Annotated in this window: 15 protein-coding genes; 10 read left to right on the top strand and 5 right to left on the bottom strand. The window is 57.1% G+C overall.

Annotated features, from left to right (window positions below; translation table 11 throughout):
- Positions 1-18 precede the first annotated feature (18 nt).
- Positions 19-1,986, top strand: a complete 1,968-nt coding sequence (gene bglF / locus ABLU80_RS11395) for a PTS beta-glucoside transporter subunit IIABC (protein ID WP_196796937.1) — start codon at positions 19-21, stop codon at positions 1,984-1,986.
- 15 nt (positions 1,987-2,001) lie between these two features.
- A complete protein-coding gene (gene ascB / locus ABLU80_RS11390) occupies positions 2,002-3,396 on the top strand; it encodes a 6-phospho-beta-glucosidase (RefSeq protein ID WP_020078295.1) in 1,395 nt (464 codons plus the stop codon).
- 38 nt (positions 3,397-3,434) lie between these two features.
- On the opposite strand, the gene ABLU80_RS11385 is transcribed toward ascB, so the two are convergent.
- A complete protein-coding gene (locus ABLU80_RS11385; protein WP_032712033.1) occupies positions 3,435-4,169 on the bottom strand; it encodes a class I SAM-dependent methyltransferase in 735 nt (244 codons plus the stop codon).
- Between the two features lie 124 nt (positions 4,170-4,293).
- On the opposite strand from ABLU80_RS11385, the gene mdtQ reads away from it, so the two are divergent.
- Positions 4,294-5,733: a multidrug resistance outer membrane protein MdtQ gene (gene mdtQ, locus ABLU80_RS11380; protein ID WP_049052209.1), complete on the top strand. Its 1,440-nt coding sequence runs from the start codon at positions 4,294-4,296 to the stop codon at positions 5,731-5,733.
- Positions 5,734-5,760: 27 nt separating this feature from the next.
- Here mdtQ and ABLU80_RS11375 read toward each other — a convergent pair whose 3' ends face one another.
- Positions 5,761-6,354, bottom strand: coding sequence for a DedA family protein (locus ABLU80_RS11375; protein ID WP_015365732.1), 594 nt, complete (start codon positions 6,352-6,354; stop codon positions 5,761-5,763).
- Positions 6,355-6,508: 154 nt separating this feature from the next.
- Between ABLU80_RS11375 and ABLU80_RS11370 the strand changes: the two genes are divergently transcribed.
- A complete protein-coding gene (locus tag ABLU80_RS11370) occupies positions 6,509-7,096 on the top strand; it encodes a Yip1 family protein (protein WP_015365733.1) in 588 nt (195 codons plus the stop codon).
- 174 nt (positions 7,097-7,270) lie between these two features.
- Positions 7,271-8,221, top strand: a complete 951-nt coding sequence (pbpG, locus tag ABLU80_RS11365) for a D-alanyl-D-alanine endopeptidase (protein ID WP_161798740.1) — start codon at positions 7,271-7,273, stop codon at positions 8,219-8,221.
- 44 nt (positions 8,222-8,265) lie between these two features.
- Here pbpG and ABLU80_RS11360 read toward each other — a convergent pair whose 3' ends face one another.
- Complete coding sequence (locus ABLU80_RS11360) at positions 8,266-8,820, bottom strand: GNAT family N-acetyltransferase (RefSeq protein ID WP_015365736.1); 555 nt, start codon at positions 8,818-8,820, stop codon at positions 8,266-8,268.
- Between the two features lie 92 nt (positions 8,821-8,912).
- Positions 8,913-10,646 carry a D-lactate dehydrogenase gene (gene dld, locus ABLU80_RS11355; protein ID WP_032712031.1) on the bottom strand — a complete coding sequence of 578 codons (1,734 nt, stop codon included), beginning with the start codon at positions 10,644-10,646 and terminating at the stop codon, positions 8,913-8,915.
- Positions 10,647-10,847: 201 nt separating this feature from the next.
- Between dld and bglX the strand changes: the two genes are divergently transcribed.
- The 5 genes from bglX (at position 10,848) to ABLU80_RS11330 (ending at position 17,032) form a co-directional block, all read left to right on the top strand.
- Positions 10,848-13,145: a beta-glucosidase BglX gene (gene bglX / locus ABLU80_RS11350; RefSeq protein ID WP_015706093.1), complete on the top strand. Its 2,298-nt coding sequence runs from the start codon at positions 10,848-10,850 to the stop codon at positions 13,143-13,145.
- A gap of 146 nt (positions 13,146-13,291) precedes the next feature.
- Positions 13,292-14,206, top strand: coding sequence for an ABC transporter substrate-binding protein (locus tag ABLU80_RS11345; RefSeq protein WP_348849983.1), 915 nt, complete (start codon positions 13,292-13,294; stop codon positions 14,204-14,206).
- Between the two features lie 6 nt (positions 14,207-14,212).
- Complete coding sequence (locus ABLU80_RS11340) at positions 14,213-15,370, top strand: ABC transporter permease (RefSeq protein WP_348849982.1); 1,158 nt, start codon at positions 14,213-14,215, stop codon at positions 15,368-15,370.
- A complete protein-coding gene (locus ABLU80_RS11335) occupies positions 15,363-16,298 on the top strand; it encodes an ABC transporter ATP-binding protein (protein ID WP_015706091.1) in 936 nt (311 codons plus the stop codon). The genes ABLU80_RS11340 and ABLU80_RS11335 overlap by 8 nt, the downstream gene beginning before the upstream one ends.
- On the top strand, positions 16,295-17,032 hold the full coding sequence (locus tag ABLU80_RS11330; RefSeq protein WP_047056714.1) for an ABC transporter permease: 738 nt from the start codon (positions 16,295-16,297) through the stop codon (positions 17,030-17,032). The genes ABLU80_RS11335 and ABLU80_RS11330 overlap by 4 nt, the downstream gene beginning before the upstream one ends.
- Here the strand turns inward: ABLU80_RS11330 and ABLU80_RS11325 are convergent.
- Positions 17,007-17,120 (bottom strand): protein YohO, encoded by a 114-nt coding sequence (locus ABLU80_RS11325; protein ID WP_015365743.1) that lies wholly within the window; start codon positions 17,118-17,120, stop codon positions 17,007-17,009. The genes ABLU80_RS11330 and ABLU80_RS11325 overlap by 26 nt on opposite strands.
- Positions 17,121-17,179 lie beyond the last annotated feature (59 nt).

Below are 17,179 nucleotides of genomic sequence, written 5' to 3'. Positions count from 1 at the left end.
AAACTGGATTGTTACTGCATGATGCAGGCAAAACCTGAGCGCGACGCCAACCGGCGTGGTTCTCGGGTTTTTTTATTTTTAATACTCAGTCGCCGGTTGTCTGCGGGCAGCGGCAGTAAGGAAAAGAGCATGGAATATAAAGCACTCGCGCAGGATATTCTTCACCGCGTCGGCGGCAAAGAGAATATTGTGAGTCTGGTTCACTGCGCGACACGTCTGCGTTTCAAATTGAAGGATAATGCGAAGGCCGATGCCGAAGGGCTGAAGGCGAACCCCGGTGTGATCATGGTGGTAGAAAGCGGCGGCCAGTTTCAGGTGGTCATCGGTAACCATGTTCACGATGTCTGGCTGGCAGTGCGCCAGCAGGCGGGGTTAAGCGACGACAGCGAACCGGTAACACAGGAGAAAGCGGCAAAAAGCTCGGTATTAAGTCAACTCATCGACATCATCTCCGGCATCTTTACCCCTTTTATTGGCGTGATGGCGGCGACGGGGCTGCTGAAAGGTCTGCTGGCGCTGGCGCTAACCTGCGGATGGCTCACGCCGCAGCAGGGGACCTATAAAATCTGGTTTGCCGCCAGCGATGCGCTGTTCTTTTTCTTCCCGCTGTTTCTTGGCTACACCGCTGGCAAAAAGTTTGGCGGCAACCCGTTTATCTCAATGGTGATCGGCGGGGCATTAACCCACCCGCTGATGATTCAGGCCTTTGAAGCCAGTCAGACGGGGGCGCCCGTGGAGCACTTCCTCGGTATACCGGTGACCTATATCAATTATAGCTCCTCGGTGATCCCGATTATCCTCGCCTCCTGGGTCTGCTGCTGGCTGGAACGGAAGAGTAACGCGGTGCTGCCGTCCGCGATGAAGAACTTTTTTACCCCGGCAATCTGCCTGGCGGTGGTCGTGCCGCTGACCTTTCTGGTGATAGGCCCGCTGGCGACCTGGCTGAGCCACATGATTGCCAATGGCTATCAGGTTATCTACGTTTTTGCCCCATGGCTGGCAGGCGCAGTGCTGGGCGCGCTATGGCAGGTATGCGTTATTTTCGGCCTGCACTGGGGGCTGATACCGTTGATGATCAATAACATGACCGTGTTGGGGCATGATTCTATGCTGCCAATTATTCTGCCGGCGGTGATAGCCCAGGTGGGCGCCGTGCTGGGGATACTGCTGGCCACGCGCGATTCGCGTCAGCGGATGCTGGCCGGTTCCGCGTTTTCCGCCGGGCTGTTTGGCATCACGGAGCCTGCCATTTATGGCCTGACGCTGCCGTTACGTCGCCCGTTTATCTTCGGGTGTATCGCCGGCGCGATTGGCGGCGCGATCACCGCCTTCAGTAATAGCTACGCCTATTCCTTTGGGGTGCCGAACATTTTCTTTCCGGCGCAGATGATCCCGCCCGGCGGTATTGATTTTAGCGTGTGGGGCGGATTAATCGGCACCGGTGTGGCTTTCATTCTCGCCTGCGTATTGACCTTCTTCGCCGGCATGCCGCGCAGCCAGGCTGAACAGGCGATCGTCGTCGCGCCTGCGGCGGAAAACGATATTCTGGCGCCGATGTCCGGCAGCGTACTGGCCCTCGACCAGGTGCCGGATAGCACCTTCGCCAGCGGACTGCTGGGTAAAGGCGTGGCCATTATTCCAGCGGTGGGCAAGGTCATTGCCCCGTTTTCTGGCGAGGTCGCCTCGCTGTTTCAGACTAAACACGCCATCGGCCTGCTGAGCGACAGCGGCATTGAGCTACTGATCCATGTCGGCATTGATACCGTCAAACTCGACGGCGTACCGTTTACCGCCCATGTCAAAGAAGGGGATAAAGTTCAGGCCGGCGATTTGCTGCTGGAGTTCGACCGTCAGGCTATTCTGGACGCCGGTTACGACCTGGCGACCCCAATTATTATCAGCAACAGCGATGATTACCGTAGCGTTGAAATTGTATCCACGAGCGTCGTGGATGCCGGCCAGCCGCTGTTGTCCGTCAGCCATTAATCACAGGAGAGAGCGATGAAAACATTCCCACAGGGCTTTTTATGGGGCGGCGCCACCGCGGCAAATCAGGTCGAAGGGGCGTATCTGGAAGATGGCAAAGGTTTATCCACCTCCGACGTGCAGCCGCAGGGGGTATTCGGCGACGTCGTGGAGCGCGTTGCGGGCGACAGCGGTATTAAAGATGTGGCGATCGATTTTTACCATCGTTACCCGCAGGATATCGCGCTGTTCGCTGAGATGGGCTTCAACTGTCTGCGGGTATCGATCGCCTGGACGCGTATCTTCCCGAACGGTGATGACGCCGAGCCGAACGAAGCCGGGCTGGCCTTCTACGACAAGCTGTTTGCCGAGATGGCCGCGCATAATATCACTCCGCTGGTGACGCTATCGCACTATGAGATGCCGTGGGCGCTGGTAAAAAACTATGGCGGCTGGGGCAGTCGCAAGGTGATTGGCTTTTTCGAACGCTATGCCAGGACGGTATTCAGCCGCTATAAAAATCAGGTCAAACTGTGGCTCACCTTTAACGAAATTAATATGTCGCTACATGCGCCAATGACCGGCGTCGGCCTGCCGGCCGGTAGCAGCAAAGGCGAAGTTTATCAGGCTATCCACCACCAGCTGGTGGCCAGCGCGCTGGCGGTCAAAGCCTGTCATGAACTGGTACCGCAAGGGAAGATTGGCAATATGCTGCTCGGCGGGCTGATGTATCCGCTGAGCTGCAAGCCGGAAGATGTCTTTGAAACGCTGCAGCAAAACCGCAGCTGGCAGTTCTTCGGCGATGTGCAGTGCCGTGGCGCCTATCCGGGCTACATGCAGCGCTATTTCCGCGAAAACGATATTACGCTGACCATCACCGACGGTGACCGGGAAGCGCTGAAAGAGACCGTCGATTTTATCTCCTTTAGCTACTATATGACCGGCTGCGTCACCGCCGATGAAGCGCTGAACCAGCAGGCGCGCGGTAACATTCTCAGCATGGTGCCGAATCCGCATCTGGCAAGCTCGGAGTGGGGCTGGCAGATAGACCCGCTGGGGCTGCGTACCCTGTTAAACGTCCTGTGGGACCGCTATCAGAAGCCGTTGTTTATCGTTGAAAATGGTCTGGGGGCGAAAGATAAAATCGAAGCCGACGGCAGCATCAACGATGACTATCGCATCAGCTATCTCAACGATCACCTGGTGCAGGCGCGCGAAGCCATTGCTGACGGCGTTGAACTGATGGGCTTTACCAGTTGGGGGCCAATCGATCTGGTTAGCGCATCGAAGGCCGAGATGTCCAAGCGCTACGGTTTTATCTATGTCGATCGTGACGATCGCGGGCAGGGAACGCTTGAACGGCGTAAGAAGAAAAGCTTCGCCTGGTATCAGGCGGTGATTGCCAGTAACGGCGGTAGCCTGCAGGAATAAGCTGTTCGGCGGCCCGGTTTTCCGGGGCGGCATGCCGTTTAAGCCGGTTTACCGGCGCGTAGTAAAAAGATCATCGGACGCTCTTTCTCTTCCTCCAGCGCCGGTTGGGCGGCGATTTGCTCGGCGCTCGGGCCCCACTCATCAAGCTGCTCCAGCACAAAACCGGCGGCGATGAGCGCGTTAATCCAGCTTGAGAGTTTGCGATGCTGTTTAATCACCCCCTCGGCAAACCAGTTGCTGATACGTTCGCCTTCCTGCTGATAGTGGCTGACCGGCCAGCGTTTCTGCCCCTGTTCATCCACCTGCCAGCCCTGCTGCAGCGGTGCGGTATAGATGGGATGTTCGGCGGAGAAGACCAGCGTACCGCCGGGAACCAGCGCCTGGTAGAGCGTGGCGAACAGCGGCGCGATATCCGGCAGATAGTGCAGCGCCAGCGAACTGTAGACCAGATCGCAGCTATCGGCGGGCAGCGTCAGGGTTTGCAGGTCGGCGCAGCGATATTCGATAGTTTCGCCGGTGGTCATCTCACGCGCCCGCTCCAGCATCCGGCTGGAGAGATCGAAACCGATTATCTGTTTTGCCCCCTGTTGCTGCGCCCAGCGGCAAAACCAGCCGTATCCGCAGCCGAGATCGACTACTCGCAGGCCGTCTAACGCTGGCAGCAGGCGCTGAATTGCCGGCCACTCCGGCGCGCCGTCAAGCCCCTTCACCGAACGATCAAGGGTGGCGTAACCGGCAAAGAAACCGGGATCGTCATAAATGTTCTGACTCATTGCAACTCCAATAATAACTTTGTTTATTTTTAGCTGACTCATTGTCAATGCACACGCTTTACTTAACGAACGTCATTCAATTAATTTATGATGACCAACCTTTATAAGTAACCCGACCTGAAGAATGAACCTTACACTGAGCAAAAGCGTGCTGGCGGCACTGCCACTGGCCATCGCGCTGGCTGGCTGCGCGCCATCCCATGACATTGGCGGCCCTTTAAAGCAGCAAACCCCGGCATCTCATGTTTCTATGGATCTTCCCGCCGCCGTAAAAAATGGCTGGCCGCACACCGACTGGTGGAAAGACTACCACGATGCCCAGCTGGATAATCTGATTCAGCGCGCGTTAGCCAATGCCCCGGACATGCAAATTGCCGCGCAGCGCATCAAACTGGCCGAAGCGCAGGCGCGAATGTCGCAGGCGAATCTTGGTCCGGAGATGGATTTCTCCGCCGATATCGAACGGCAGAAAATGTCCGCGGAAGGCCTGATGGGACCGTTCGCTACCGATACCGACGGCAACACCGGGCCCTGGTACACCAATGGTACCTTTGGCCTGACTGCCGGTTGGGATCTGGATCTGTGGGGGAAAAACCGTGCGTTGGTGAAAGCGCGTATCGGCGAAGTGAAAGCCCAGGTCGCCGAGCAGGCGCAGACCCGCGAGCTGCTGGCCAGCAGCGTGGCGCGCCTGTACTGGCAGTGGCAGACCGAAGCAGCGGTGAAAACGGTGCTGCAGCAGGTCAAAAGCGAACAGAATAATATTGTTAGCGTCGATACCGCGCTCTATCAGCGTGGTATCACCAACTCTGCCGAAGGGGCGGAGAACGACATTAACGTCAGCAAAACCGATCAGCAGCTGGCCGACGTGGCGGGTAATATGAAAGAGATTGAAGCGCGGCTGATGGCGTTAACCAACAGCCAGAGCCAGTCGCTCAATCTGCGAGCGGCGCCGCTGCCCGCGGTCAGCGCGCAGATGCCGAGCGAACTGGGTTATGAACTGCTGGCCCGCCGTCCGGATCTGCAGGAAGCCCACTGGTATATTGAATCCTCGCTAAGCGAAATTGATGCGGCGAAAGCGGCGTTTTATCCGGATATCAACCTGATGGCGTTCCTGCAACAGGATGCGCTGCATTTAAGCGATCTGTTCCGCCATTCGGCGCAGCAGATGGGCGTCACCGCCGGGCTGACGCTGCCTATCTTTGATAGCGGCAGGCTGAATGCCAATCTCGACATCGCCAGCGCGCAGAACGGCCTGTCGATCGCTAAATACAACAAAGCCGTGGTCGATGCGGTGAACCAGGTAGCGAAAACCGCAAGCCAGGTAGAGACGCTGATGGAGAAAAACCAGCAGCAGCAGCAGGTGGAGAAAGACGCGCAGCGGGTGGTCAATCTCGCCCAGGCGCGGATGAATGCGGGAATCTTATCCGGTTCCCGTGTGAGCATGGCGAAGCTGCCTGCGCTACAGGAGCGAATCACCGCCCTGCGTCTGCACGGCCAATGGCTGGATGCCAGCATTCAGCTGACTTCCGCACTGGGCGGCGGTTATCACCAGACGACAAAATAACGGCATCAATAGCGGCGCGCGGCGCCGCTATTGATTATCATCTTCTGTATCTTCCTCTTTTCTTTTCGCTTCCCGGCGTTTCAGCCACAGATGAACCCCGACCACCAGCGCCACTACGAGGATCAGCCAGATCCAGTGTTTAACGTGCTGATCGAGATGGTGCAGCCACGGGCCGATCGCCTCGCCGCCAAGATAGCCAAGGGTAGTAAAAATCAGCGCCCAAACGATGGCGCCAAAAATATTCAGCGGTAGAAATATTTTTGGCGGCAAGCGGCTGGCGCCGATCAAGACCGGGCCGATAACCCGAAAGCCGTACATAAAGCGGGTGCCGATAACGAACAGATAGGGATGGCGCTGAATCAGGCGCTGCGCTTTACGGATGCGCGCCTTCTGCCGCGAGAAGCGGCGCAGTAGCTTACCGCCGAACTGACGTCCAAGGAAATACAACAGCTGATCGCCGATCATGCCGCCTAAGGCCACGGCGATGACCACCAAAGGAAACTTCAATAGACCCTGATGTGCCGCCACGCCGCCAAGGATGGTGATGGTTTCACCTTCTGCGATGCTGCCAATAACCAGCGCCGCGTAGCCGTATTGGGAAATCAGGTGATTGATATCCATATAAACATAAACTCCTACTCTTACCAGTCCCTTAATCATACACCCTGATGATTAAAACGCGCTGAAGCGGATTTTTATCGCTGTACACAAAATAATCTACAGAGTGAATTATACTTGGATCAGTGCTGTACGAAGCCGTGACAAGGGGGACGCTATGAACCATGTCTGGGGACTCTTCGCTCATCCTAATCAAGAGATGAGCGTGATCAAGAGTGAAAATGAGACCGTTTCGCACCACTACACGCACCATGTGCTGGTGATGGCGGCGGTTCCGGTTATCTGCGCCTTTATCGGTACGACGCAGCTCGGCTGGAACTTCGGCGACGGTACGGTGATTAAGCTCTCGCTGATGACCGGGTTGGTATTAGCGGTACTGTTTTACGCCGTGATGTTAGCGGGGGTGGCGGTGATGGGGCGGGTGATCTGGTGGATGGCCAGAAGCTATCCGCAGCAGCCGTCGCTGAAACGCTGTATGGTCTTTGCCGGCTACGTCGCGACGCCGCTATTTTTAAGCGGGATCGTGGCGCTCTATCCGCTGGTATGGCTGTGCGCGCTGATAGGCACCATCGCGCTGTTTTACACCGGTTATCTGTTGTATCTGGGTATTCCGACCTTCCTGAGTATTAATAAGGAAGAGGGGCTCAGCTTCGCCAGCTCAACCCTGGCTATCGGGGTGCTGGTGCTGGAAGTGCTGCTGGCGATCACCGTCGTGCTGTGGGGCTACGGGTACCGACTCTTCTAATCAAATGCATTGCCGGCAGAAATGAATAATTATGTCGGCAATGCAGCATTTACTCACGATTCTTATTGGCCTCAGGGCGTTATGACGCGGTATGATGGCGTTTGCCAGCGGCGTAGCTCACTTTACGCCGCGGCGTACGTTCTATAACGTGCAAAAATACTTTTCAGAATGCCCATGATGCCGAATTTTCGAATTTCTTTGCTCAGCCTGACTTTGCTGCTGGCTGTGCCTTTTGCGCCCCAGGCGATAGCAAAAACCACTGCGGTAACCGCCGCTTCACAGCCGGATATCGCTTCCGGTAGCGCGATGATCGTCGATCTGGCGACCAAGAAAATCATTTACGCCAGCCAGCCCGATTTGGTGCGCCCGATGGCGTCTATTACCAAAGTGATGACCGCTATGGTAGTGCTGGATGCGCATTTACCGCTGGACGAAATGCTGACCGTTGATATCAGCCAGACGCCGGAGATGAAAGGTATCTATTCCCGCGTACGACTTAACAGCCAAATCAGCCGCCGCAATATGCTGCTGCTGGCGCTGATGTCTTCGGAAAACCGTGCCGCCGCCAGCCTGGCGCACCACTATCCTGGCGGTTATAACGCTTTTATCCGCGCGATGAACGCCAAAGCGCAGGCGCTGGGTATGACCCATACACGCTATGTTGAGCCGACCGGCCTGTCGGTGCATAACGTCTCCACGGCGCGCGATCTGACTAAGCTGCTGATCGCCAGCGAACAATATCCGCTGATTGGCCAGCTAAGCACCACCAAAGAAGATACCGCCACTTTTGCGCATCCGGCTTATACCTTGCCGTTCCGCAATACCAACCACCTGGTGTATCGCGATAACTGGAATATTCAGTTGACCAAAACCGGCTTTACCAACGCCGCCGGCCACTGCCTGATTATGCGCACGGTGATTAATCAACGCCCGGTGGCGCTGGTGGTAATGGACGCGTTTGGCAAATATACCCACTTTGCCGACGCCAGCCGTTTACGGACCTGGATTGAAACCGGCAAGGTGATGCCGGTTCCGGCGTCAGCATTGAGCTATAAAAAGCAGCGTGAAGCGCAGATGGCGGAAGCGATGCTGAAAGGCGGCACGCAGACCGCGCAGAACGATTAATTTGTCCTTCCCCCGGATTGCGCCGCAATCCGGGAATTTTGATATCACTCCGGTAACGTCCAGTCGCCGTCGCCAAGCTGGCGCTGCATGATTAGGGTATCGCGCCAGTCGCCCATCTTATAGCCGACGCTGCGCAGCTGTCCGGCAACGGTAAAGCCAAATTTCTTATGGATGGCAATCGAGCCGGCGTTGTTATGTCCGTCGCCGATAATCGCCAGCATCTGCCGCCACGGCCCCTGTTCACATTGCGCGATGAGGCGTGTCAGCAGCGCGCTGCCGATGCCGCGCCCGCCCATGCCGGACTCAACGTATATGGACTCTTCCAGCGTATAGCGATAGGCCGGGCGAGGGCGGTAAAAGGTGGCGTAGCAGTAGCCGACAATGGTGCCGCGCCACAGCGCGACCAGCCACGGAAGCCCGTTATCGCGCACGGTTTTGATTCGCTTGCGCATTTCGTCGACGGTAGGCGGGATCTCTTCAAACGAGGCGCGGCCATTAAGCACGTGCCAGACGTACAGCGCGGCAATCGCATGCGCGTCATCAGGCAACGCTTCGCGGATCTCTAAGTCGGCGTCTTGTAACTTATCCTTGGCGGACATGGGGGCTCCTCAAGCTAATTGGCCGGAGAGTCTTTTTCTCCGGCATGCAGCGTAATACAGAAGCCCCGCGGCTGAACAGTCCTGGTTGACGATTATTGTGCTTCCGTCGGCTTCTGCGCCTCGCCCCAGTATTTTTGTTTGCTGGTTTTGCCGATCCCCGGATTCATGCTGTTGGTGGGATCGTTCTGGCGATAGAAGCGTTTTAAACTCTCCGCCGCTTCATACAGATGGCCGACGTTGTGCTCCGCCGGGTACTGCGCGCCGCGCGCTTTCAACAGATCCAGCATTTTTTCCTTCAGTTCGTGCGCGTCTACCCCTTTCTTCACGATGTAATCCTGGTGGAAGACGTGACACATAAAGTGGCCATAGTAGAGCTTGTAGACCAACTGGCTGTCGATTTCCGCCGGCAGATGTTCGAACCATTCGGTGTCATTGCGGCGCAGGGCGATGTCCAGCGCCAGAATATCTTCCACTTCGTCGGCATGTACCGCCTGATAGCGGATCGCCGCGCCGGCGGCGGCGAAGCGGTGCAGGAATGCCTTGCTGCCTTCTTCCGCGGTACAGACAAAGAAATCGCCTTCGGCCTGCTGGAAATACTCCGTAAGCCACTTCTGCGCTTCTTCGATGCCGTCGCCGGCCATTTTCAGCAGCAGATGATGTTCGTACTTATCGCGCCAGGTTTTCATGCGCTCCGGCAGGTGCGCCGGGAAGGCGTGACCGAGCTTCTGCATAAAGCGGTCGGTGAAGTGCGGCTTGAACAGGGAGACTTTTTCCAGCATCGCGTCGGTGCGCCCCTTCATGGTGAAGAAGAACGGCATTTTGTCGGTGCCGAGCTTATCGATCATCAGGAAAGTGTCTTTGCCATATTTTTCGGCGATATCGTAAATATCGCGGTGCATATATTCACCGGCCACCGGCAGATTATTGAATTCAGCGAGGATGTGGCGGCGGATTTCGGTGAGCACTTCCGGCTGATTGGTGCCGATATAGAACACCTGCTGGCGTTTTTCCGCCGGAAAAGTATCGAGACGGACGGCGAAGACCGCCAGCTTGCCGGCGCAGCCGGAGGATTCGAACAGGCGGTCCGGGTCGGCGTTATAGCGAGCCGGAGTATCGGCGTTGACGTCGCGCACGCGGGTGACGTAATCGTGATCGTGGGCGTGGCGGCCATCGTGCTGCACGTCGGCATCGTTGATACGGTCATCGTCGAGGCGGCTTAGGATTTGCTCCGGCGTTGAGCCAAGATCGATTCCCAGATGGTTGACTAATTTCAGTTTGCCGTCGGCGTCAATCTGCGCGAACAGCGACATTTCGGTATAGGCCGGTCCGCGTTGCACCAGCGATCCGCCGGAGTTGTTACAGATACCGCCGATGACGGATGCGCCGATGCAGGAAGAGCCGATCACCGAGTGCGGTTCGCGGCCCAGCGGTTTTAGCGCTTTTTCCAGTGAATAGAGGGTGGTGCCAGGGTAGGCCAGCACCTGCTCACCCTTATCCAGCAGGTGCAGCTTATCCAGACGCAGCGTGCTGATAATGACGATTTCGCGATCGTAATCATTGCCGCTTGGGGTGGAGCCTTCGGTGAGGCCGGTATTCGCCGCCTGCATCAGGATAATTTTGTCAGCCTGGACGCAGGCGCTGAGCACTCGCCATAATTCAAGCAGGGTACCGGGGAACACCACCGCCAGCGCATCGCCGTGGCCGGAGCGGAAACCTTTCCGGTAACGCTGGGTTTTCGCCGGATCGGTTAACAGATGCGAGGAGCCAACCAGCCGCGCCAGTTCCGCCAAAAAGGGAGGGTTATTTATTGTTGTTGCAGATGACATGATTCACTCCTTGTGGGCACAGAAAAGCTATATCGCTGTTAGCATACCGCTTTGTATGACAATTTGGTGTATGAATGTTTCTATAAATCAGATAAGAACCTTAGCATTCTACGGGCGCGTTGTTTATATATATGGCAAACTGCGGTTTTTGCTGCGTTTTCGCTGGGCTATTAGCACCGAATCAAAGAGGGATACATAATAATGAAATGGTTGTGTACTGTTGGCGTCGCCGTGAGCCTGGCGCTGCAACCCGCGCTGGCGGATGAACTGTTTGGTAACCATCCGCTGACGCCTGAGGCGCGAGATGCGTTTGTTAGCGAACTGCTGAAAAAAATGACGGTCGATGAAAAAATTGGTCAGCTGCGCCTAATCAGCGTCGGTCCCGATAACCCGAAAGAGGCGATCCGGGAAATGATCAAAGACGGTCAGGTAGGGGCGATTTTTAATACCGTGACCCGGCCTGATATCCGCGTGATGCAGGATCAGGTGATGCAGCTAAGCCGCCTGAAGATCCCGCTGTTTTTCGCCTACGATGTGCTGCACGGCCAGCGTACCGTCTTTCCGATAAGCCTCGGCCTGGCCTCCTCTTTTAATCTCGACGCGGTGAATACCGTCGGGCGTATCTCGGCCTACGAAGCGGCTGACGATGGTCTCAATATGACCTGGGCGCCGATGGTCGACGTCTCTCGCGACCCGCGCTGGGGCCGCGCCTCCGAAGGTTTTGGCGAGGATACTTACCTGACCACCGTGATGGGTAAAGCGATGGTGGAGTCGATGCAGGGTAAGAGCCCGGCAGACCGCTATTCGGTGATGACCAGTGTTAAACACTTCGCCGCCTACGGCGCAGTTGAAGGCGGCAAAGAGTACAACACCGTCGATATGAGCCCGCAGCGCCTGTTCAACGACTACATGCCGCCGTATAAAGCCGGTCTCGATGCCGGCAGCGGCGCGGTGATGGTGGCGCTAAACTCGCTCAACGGTACCCCGGCCACTTCCGATTCCTGGCTGCTGAAAGACGTCCTGCGCGACCAGTGGGGCTTTAAAGGCATCACCGTTTCCGACCATGGCGCCATCAAAGAGCTGATTAAACACGGCGTCGCCTCAGACCCGGAAGACGCGGTGCGCGTCGCGCTGAAGTCCGGTATCAACATGAGCATGAGCGATGAGTACTACAGCAAATATCTGCCGGGGCTGGTGAAATCCGGCAAGGTGACGATGGCTGAACTGGATGACGCTACCCGCCACGTGCTCAACGTCAAGTATGATATGGGGCTGTTCAACGATCCGTACAGCCATCTGGGGCCGAAAGCATCCGACCCGCAGGACACCAACGCCGAAAGCCGTCTGCATCGTAAAGAGGCGCGTGAAGTGGCGCGAGAAAGCCTGGTGCTGCTGAAAAATCGTCTCGATACGCTGCCGCTGAAAAAATCCGGCACGATCGCCGTAGTAGGCGCGCTGGCGGATAGCAAGCGCGACATGATGGGCAGCTGGTCGGCGGCGGGCGTGGCCGATCAGTCGGTCACCGTGCTGACCGGCATTAAAGAAGCGCTGGGCGATAAAGGCAAAGTGATTTATGCCAAAGGCGCTAACGTTACCGACGATAAAGGCATTGTCGATTTCCTTAACCTGTATGAGAAAGCGGTGCAGGTCGATCCGCGCTCGCCGCAGGAGATGATCGATGAAGCCGTGGCGGCGGCGAAACAGTCCGACGTGGTTGTTGCGGTAGTGGGTGAAGCGCAGGGCATGGCGCATGAGGCTTCCAGCCGGACCGATATCACCCTGCCGCAAAGCCAACGCGATCTGATTAGCGCGCTGAAAGCGACCGGTAAGCCGCTGGTGCTGGTGCTGATGAACGGGCGTCCGCTGGCGCTGGTGAAAGAGGATCAGCAGGCGGATGCGCTGCTGGAGACCTGGTTTGCCGGTACTGAAGGCGGCCATGCAATCGCCGATGTGCTGTTTGGCGATTACAACCCTTCCGGTAAGCTGCCGATGTCTTTCCCACGTTCGGTGGGGCAGATCCCGACCTACTACAGCCATCTGAATACCGGCCGTCCGTATAATCCGGAAAAGCCCAATAAATACACCTCGCGTTATTTTGATCAAGCGAATGGTCCGCTGTATCCATTTGGTTATGGCCTGAGCTACACCACCTTCAGCGTTTCGGATGTTAAAATGTCGGCGCCAACGATGCCGCGCGACGGCAGCGTGACCGCCAGCGTGCAGGTGACCAACACCGGCAAGCGCGAAGGGGCGACGGTGATCCAGCTTTATTTGCAGGACGTGACCGCGTCGATGAGCCGCCCGGTGAAAATGCTGCGCGGCTTTAAGAAGGTGAATCTTAAGCCGGGTGAGACGCAAACCGTCAGCTTCCCGATTGATGTTGAAGCGCTGAAATTCTGGAACCAGCAGATGAAATACGTTGCTGAACCGGGCAAATTCAACGTCTTTATTGGGGTGGATTCCGCTCGCGTTAAGCAGAGCGAATTTGAGTTGCTGTAATCGATAGCCCTGTCAAAGGGGATAAACCGGGTATTACTCCTGAAAGGCCGATTAATCGGCCTTTTTTTTTCGTTCGCCGGCCAAATGGACTACGCTTTTCTCTTAAGCTTCTGTAAACGGAGCGCAAAAGAAGAGAAGGAAGCAGGATGATGGCAACGAAATGGTCAGGCGCGTTGGCGCTAGTGGCGCTGGTCAGCCTGCCGCTGCAGGCGGCGGAACCGGTGAAGGTGGGCTCGAAAATTGATACAGAAGGGGCGCTGCTCGGAAATATCATTTTACAGGTACTGGAAAACCACGGCGTGAAAACGGTCAATAAAGTCCAGCTTGGCACCACGCCGGTGGTTCGCGGAGCGATTACCGCCGGTGAGCTGGATATCTATCCGGAATACACCGGCAACGGGGCTTTCTTCTTTAAAGATGAAAATGACCCGGCGTGGAAAAACGCCAAACAGGGCTATGAAAAAGTTAAAAAGCTGGACGCGGAAAAAAACAAGCTGGTCTGGCTGACCCCGGCTCCCGCCAATAATACCTGGACTATCGCGGTGCGACAGGAAGTGGCGGAGCAAAATCATCTTGCTTCATTGGCCGATCTTAGCGCCTATCTACAGAAGGGCGGCGATTTTAAACTGGCGGCTTCCGCGGAGTTTATCGAGCGCGCCGATGCTCTCCCGGCGTTCGAAAAAGCCTATGGCTTTAAGCTCAATCAGAATCAGCTGTTGTCGCTGGCGGGCGGCGATACCGCGGTGACCATTAAAGCGGCGGCGCAGCAAACCTCCGGCGTAAACGCGGCGATGGCCTATGGCACCGATGGCCCGGTAGCGGCTTTGGGGCTGCAAACCCTGAGCGATCCAAAAGGCGTACAGCCAATTTACGCCCCGACGCCGGTTGTGCGTGAAGCGGTGCTGAAGGCGTATCCGCAGATGGCGCAGTGGCTGGAACCGGTGTTTGCCAGCCTCGATGAAAAAACGTTGCAGAAATTAAACGCCAGCATTGCCGTTGAAGGGCGAGATGCGAAGAGCGTAGCCGCCGATTACCTGCAACAAAAAGGGCTGCTGAAGTAAATACGAGTGACTATTCGTTGTTATAACCGCGTGGCGCTGCTGCTCACGCTACTGCTGTTGGCCGTGACGGCGCTGCCATTCGTCACTTATGCCCCTAATCGTCTGCTTTCCGGTGAAGCGCGCTGGCTATGGACGCAGAAGCCGTGGCTGGCGGCGGTGCAGCTGGCAGGCGCGCTGCTGTTGTTGTTATTGTGCTGGATCCCAGGCCGTCTGGCGCTGCTCGGTAGCCTGCTTATTGCCGATTTGTTCCTGCCACTACTAATGTGGGGCGCCGGAGACATTGCGCTACAGCTGGTGCAACAGGGCTCCCCGCTGGCGCGTACCTCTCCCGGCAGCGGATTATGGCTTTCGCTGGCGCTATGTCTGCTACTCGCCAGCGATACTATCCGCCGCCTGACTCCGCATGCTTTATGGCGTTGGCTGCTGAATGCGCAGCTTTGGCTGCTACCGTGCCTGCTGCTGTGGCATGGGTCGCTCGATCAACTCTCATTGCTGAAAGAATATGCTAACCGTGAGGATGTCTTTAATGACGCGCTGCGTCAGCACCTGTGGTTGTTGTTCGGGACGTTGCTGCCCGGATTATTATTGGGTCTATCGATAGGCTTCGCCCTCTGGCGGCGACCGCACTGGCAGGCGCCGGTATTCACCTTCCTTAATGTGATTCAAACTATTCCTTCGGTGGCGCTCTTCGGTTTGTTGATCGCGCCGCTGGCCGGGTTGACGCGCCATTTCCCGCTACTGGGCAAAATTGGCATTTCCGGAACCGGCCTGGCTCCGGCGCTAATCGCACTGGTGCTGTATGCGTTATTGCCGCTGGTACGCGGGGTGGTGACCGGGCTGCAACAGGTACCACGCGAGGCGCTGGAAAGCGCAACCGCAATGGGAATGAACGGCTCCCAGCGTTTTCGCCAGGTTCAGTTACCGTTGGCGCTGCCGGTCCTGTTGCGCAGCCTGCGGGTGGTCAGCGTACAGACTGTCGGTATGGCAGTGGTAGCGGCGTTGATAGGCGCGGGCGGCTTCGGCGCTTTAGTGTTTCAGGGGCTGCTCAGCAGCGCGCTGGATTTGGTGCTGCTGGGTGTCATTCCGACGATTGCGTTGGCGGTAGTCGTGGATGCCGTGTTTGCACTGTGGAGCGCGTTACTAAAAGGAGAAACGCATGATTGAGTTCGACGGGGTGAATAAAGCCTTTGCCGGGCAACCCGCGGTGAAAGATCTCAACCTGCATCTGCGCGAGGGGGCGTTTTCGGTGCTGATTGGTACTTCCGGCTCCGGAAAATCAACCACCCTGAAGATGATTAACCAACTGGTGGAACAGGATAGCGGAGTGATACGCTTCGCCGGCGAGGATATCCGTCGACAGCCATTGCTGGCGCTGCGCCGCCGTATGGGGTACGCCATTCAGTCAATTGGCCTGTTTCCACACTGGACGGTGGCGCAAAATATCGCCACCGTGCCGCAGTTGCAAAAGTGGCCGCGCGCAAAAATTACCGAGCGGGTTGATGAATTGATGGCGTTATTAGGCCTGGAGCCTCTACTACGCGATCGCTACCCGCATCAGCTTTCCGGGGGGCAGCAGCAGCGCGTCGGCGTGGCGCGGGCGCTGGCGGCCAACCCGGAGGTGCTGTTAATGGATGAGCCGTTCGGCGCGCTGGATCCGGTGACCCGCGAAGCGCTGCAGCAGGAGATGCTGCGCATTCATCGTCTGTTTGGGCGCACGATTGTGCTCGTCACCCATGATATCGATGAAGCGCTACGCCTGGCGGATCATCTGGTGCTGATGGACGGCGGCGAAGTGGTGCAGCAGGGAGAGCCGTTACAGATGTTGCTGGAGCCAAAGAACGCCTTTGTCGAAACCTTCTTTGGCCGCAGTGAACTAGGGGTGCGGCTGCTCTCGCTACGCGGCGTCGGGGATTATCTACGCCGGGATGAGCGGCTGGCGGGCGATGCGCTAAACGTCTCAATGACGTTGCGCGAGGCGCTGTCGCAGTTTGTCGCTCACCGTCGCGACGTTTTGCCGGTGGTTGATGAACAGGGCGAAGCGTGCGGTACGTTGCACTTTGCTGATTTGTTACGTGATGGAGGTGGGGCGTGAAGACGCTTCGCGATCCGCTGCTGTGGTTGGTGGCGCTGTTTATCGCGCTGCTGCTGGTGTTGCCCCATAGCGCGCCGCTGTTTAGCTGGCTATTTCCGGAACTGCCGCGCCCGGTTTATCAGCAGGAGAGTTTTCTGGCGCTGACGCTGGCCCACTTTTGGCTGGTGGCGTTATCAAGCCTTGTCGCAACGGTTATCGGTATCGGGGCCGGGGTTATCGTCACCCGGCCCGCCGGACGAGAGTTTCGTCCACTGGTGGAGACCATTGCCGCCATGGGACAGACATTTCCGCCGGTGGCGGTACTGGCGATTGCGGTACCGGTGATGGGCTTCGGCTGGCAACCGGCGCTTATCGCGCTGGCGCTGTACGGAATATTGCCCGTGCTGCAGGGGACGTTGGCTGGATTAAGTTCGATATCGCCTGGGGTATTGAACATTGCCGAGGGGATGGGGATGAGCGGCTGGCAGCGGTTGTGCAAAGTGGAGCTGCCGCTGGCGGCCCCGGTCATGCTGGCCGGGATCCGCACTTCGGCCATCGTCAATATTGGTACGGCAACCATTGCCTCAACGGTGGGCGCCAACACGCTCGGCACGCCAATTATTATCGGCCTCAGCGGCTTTAATACCGCTTACGTGCTGCAGGGGGCGCTGCTGGTAGCGCTGGCGGCGATCATCATCGATCGCTTTTTCGAACGGCTAAACCAGTGGGTCAGCCGACACCACCGCGAACAATAAACGAGTAACCCGCTAGCATCACGCCGCCGATCCCGCCGATGGCCATGCATAAGAAGAGGGTAATGACCGCGATTTTCGCAGGCTTCATGATAGGCTCCTTTTGTTAACGGAGGGATTATACGGTGAAGCGCTGGTGTTAACGAAACA

The sequence above is a fragment of the Klebsiella sp. CN_Kp104 genome (assembly GCF_040064515.1).
GTDB classification, from domain to species: domain Bacteria; phylum Pseudomonadota; class Gammaproteobacteria; order Enterobacterales; family Enterobacteriaceae; genus Klebsiella; species Klebsiella aerogenes.
This window is presented reverse-complemented; position numbering and strand designations above follow the sequence as displayed.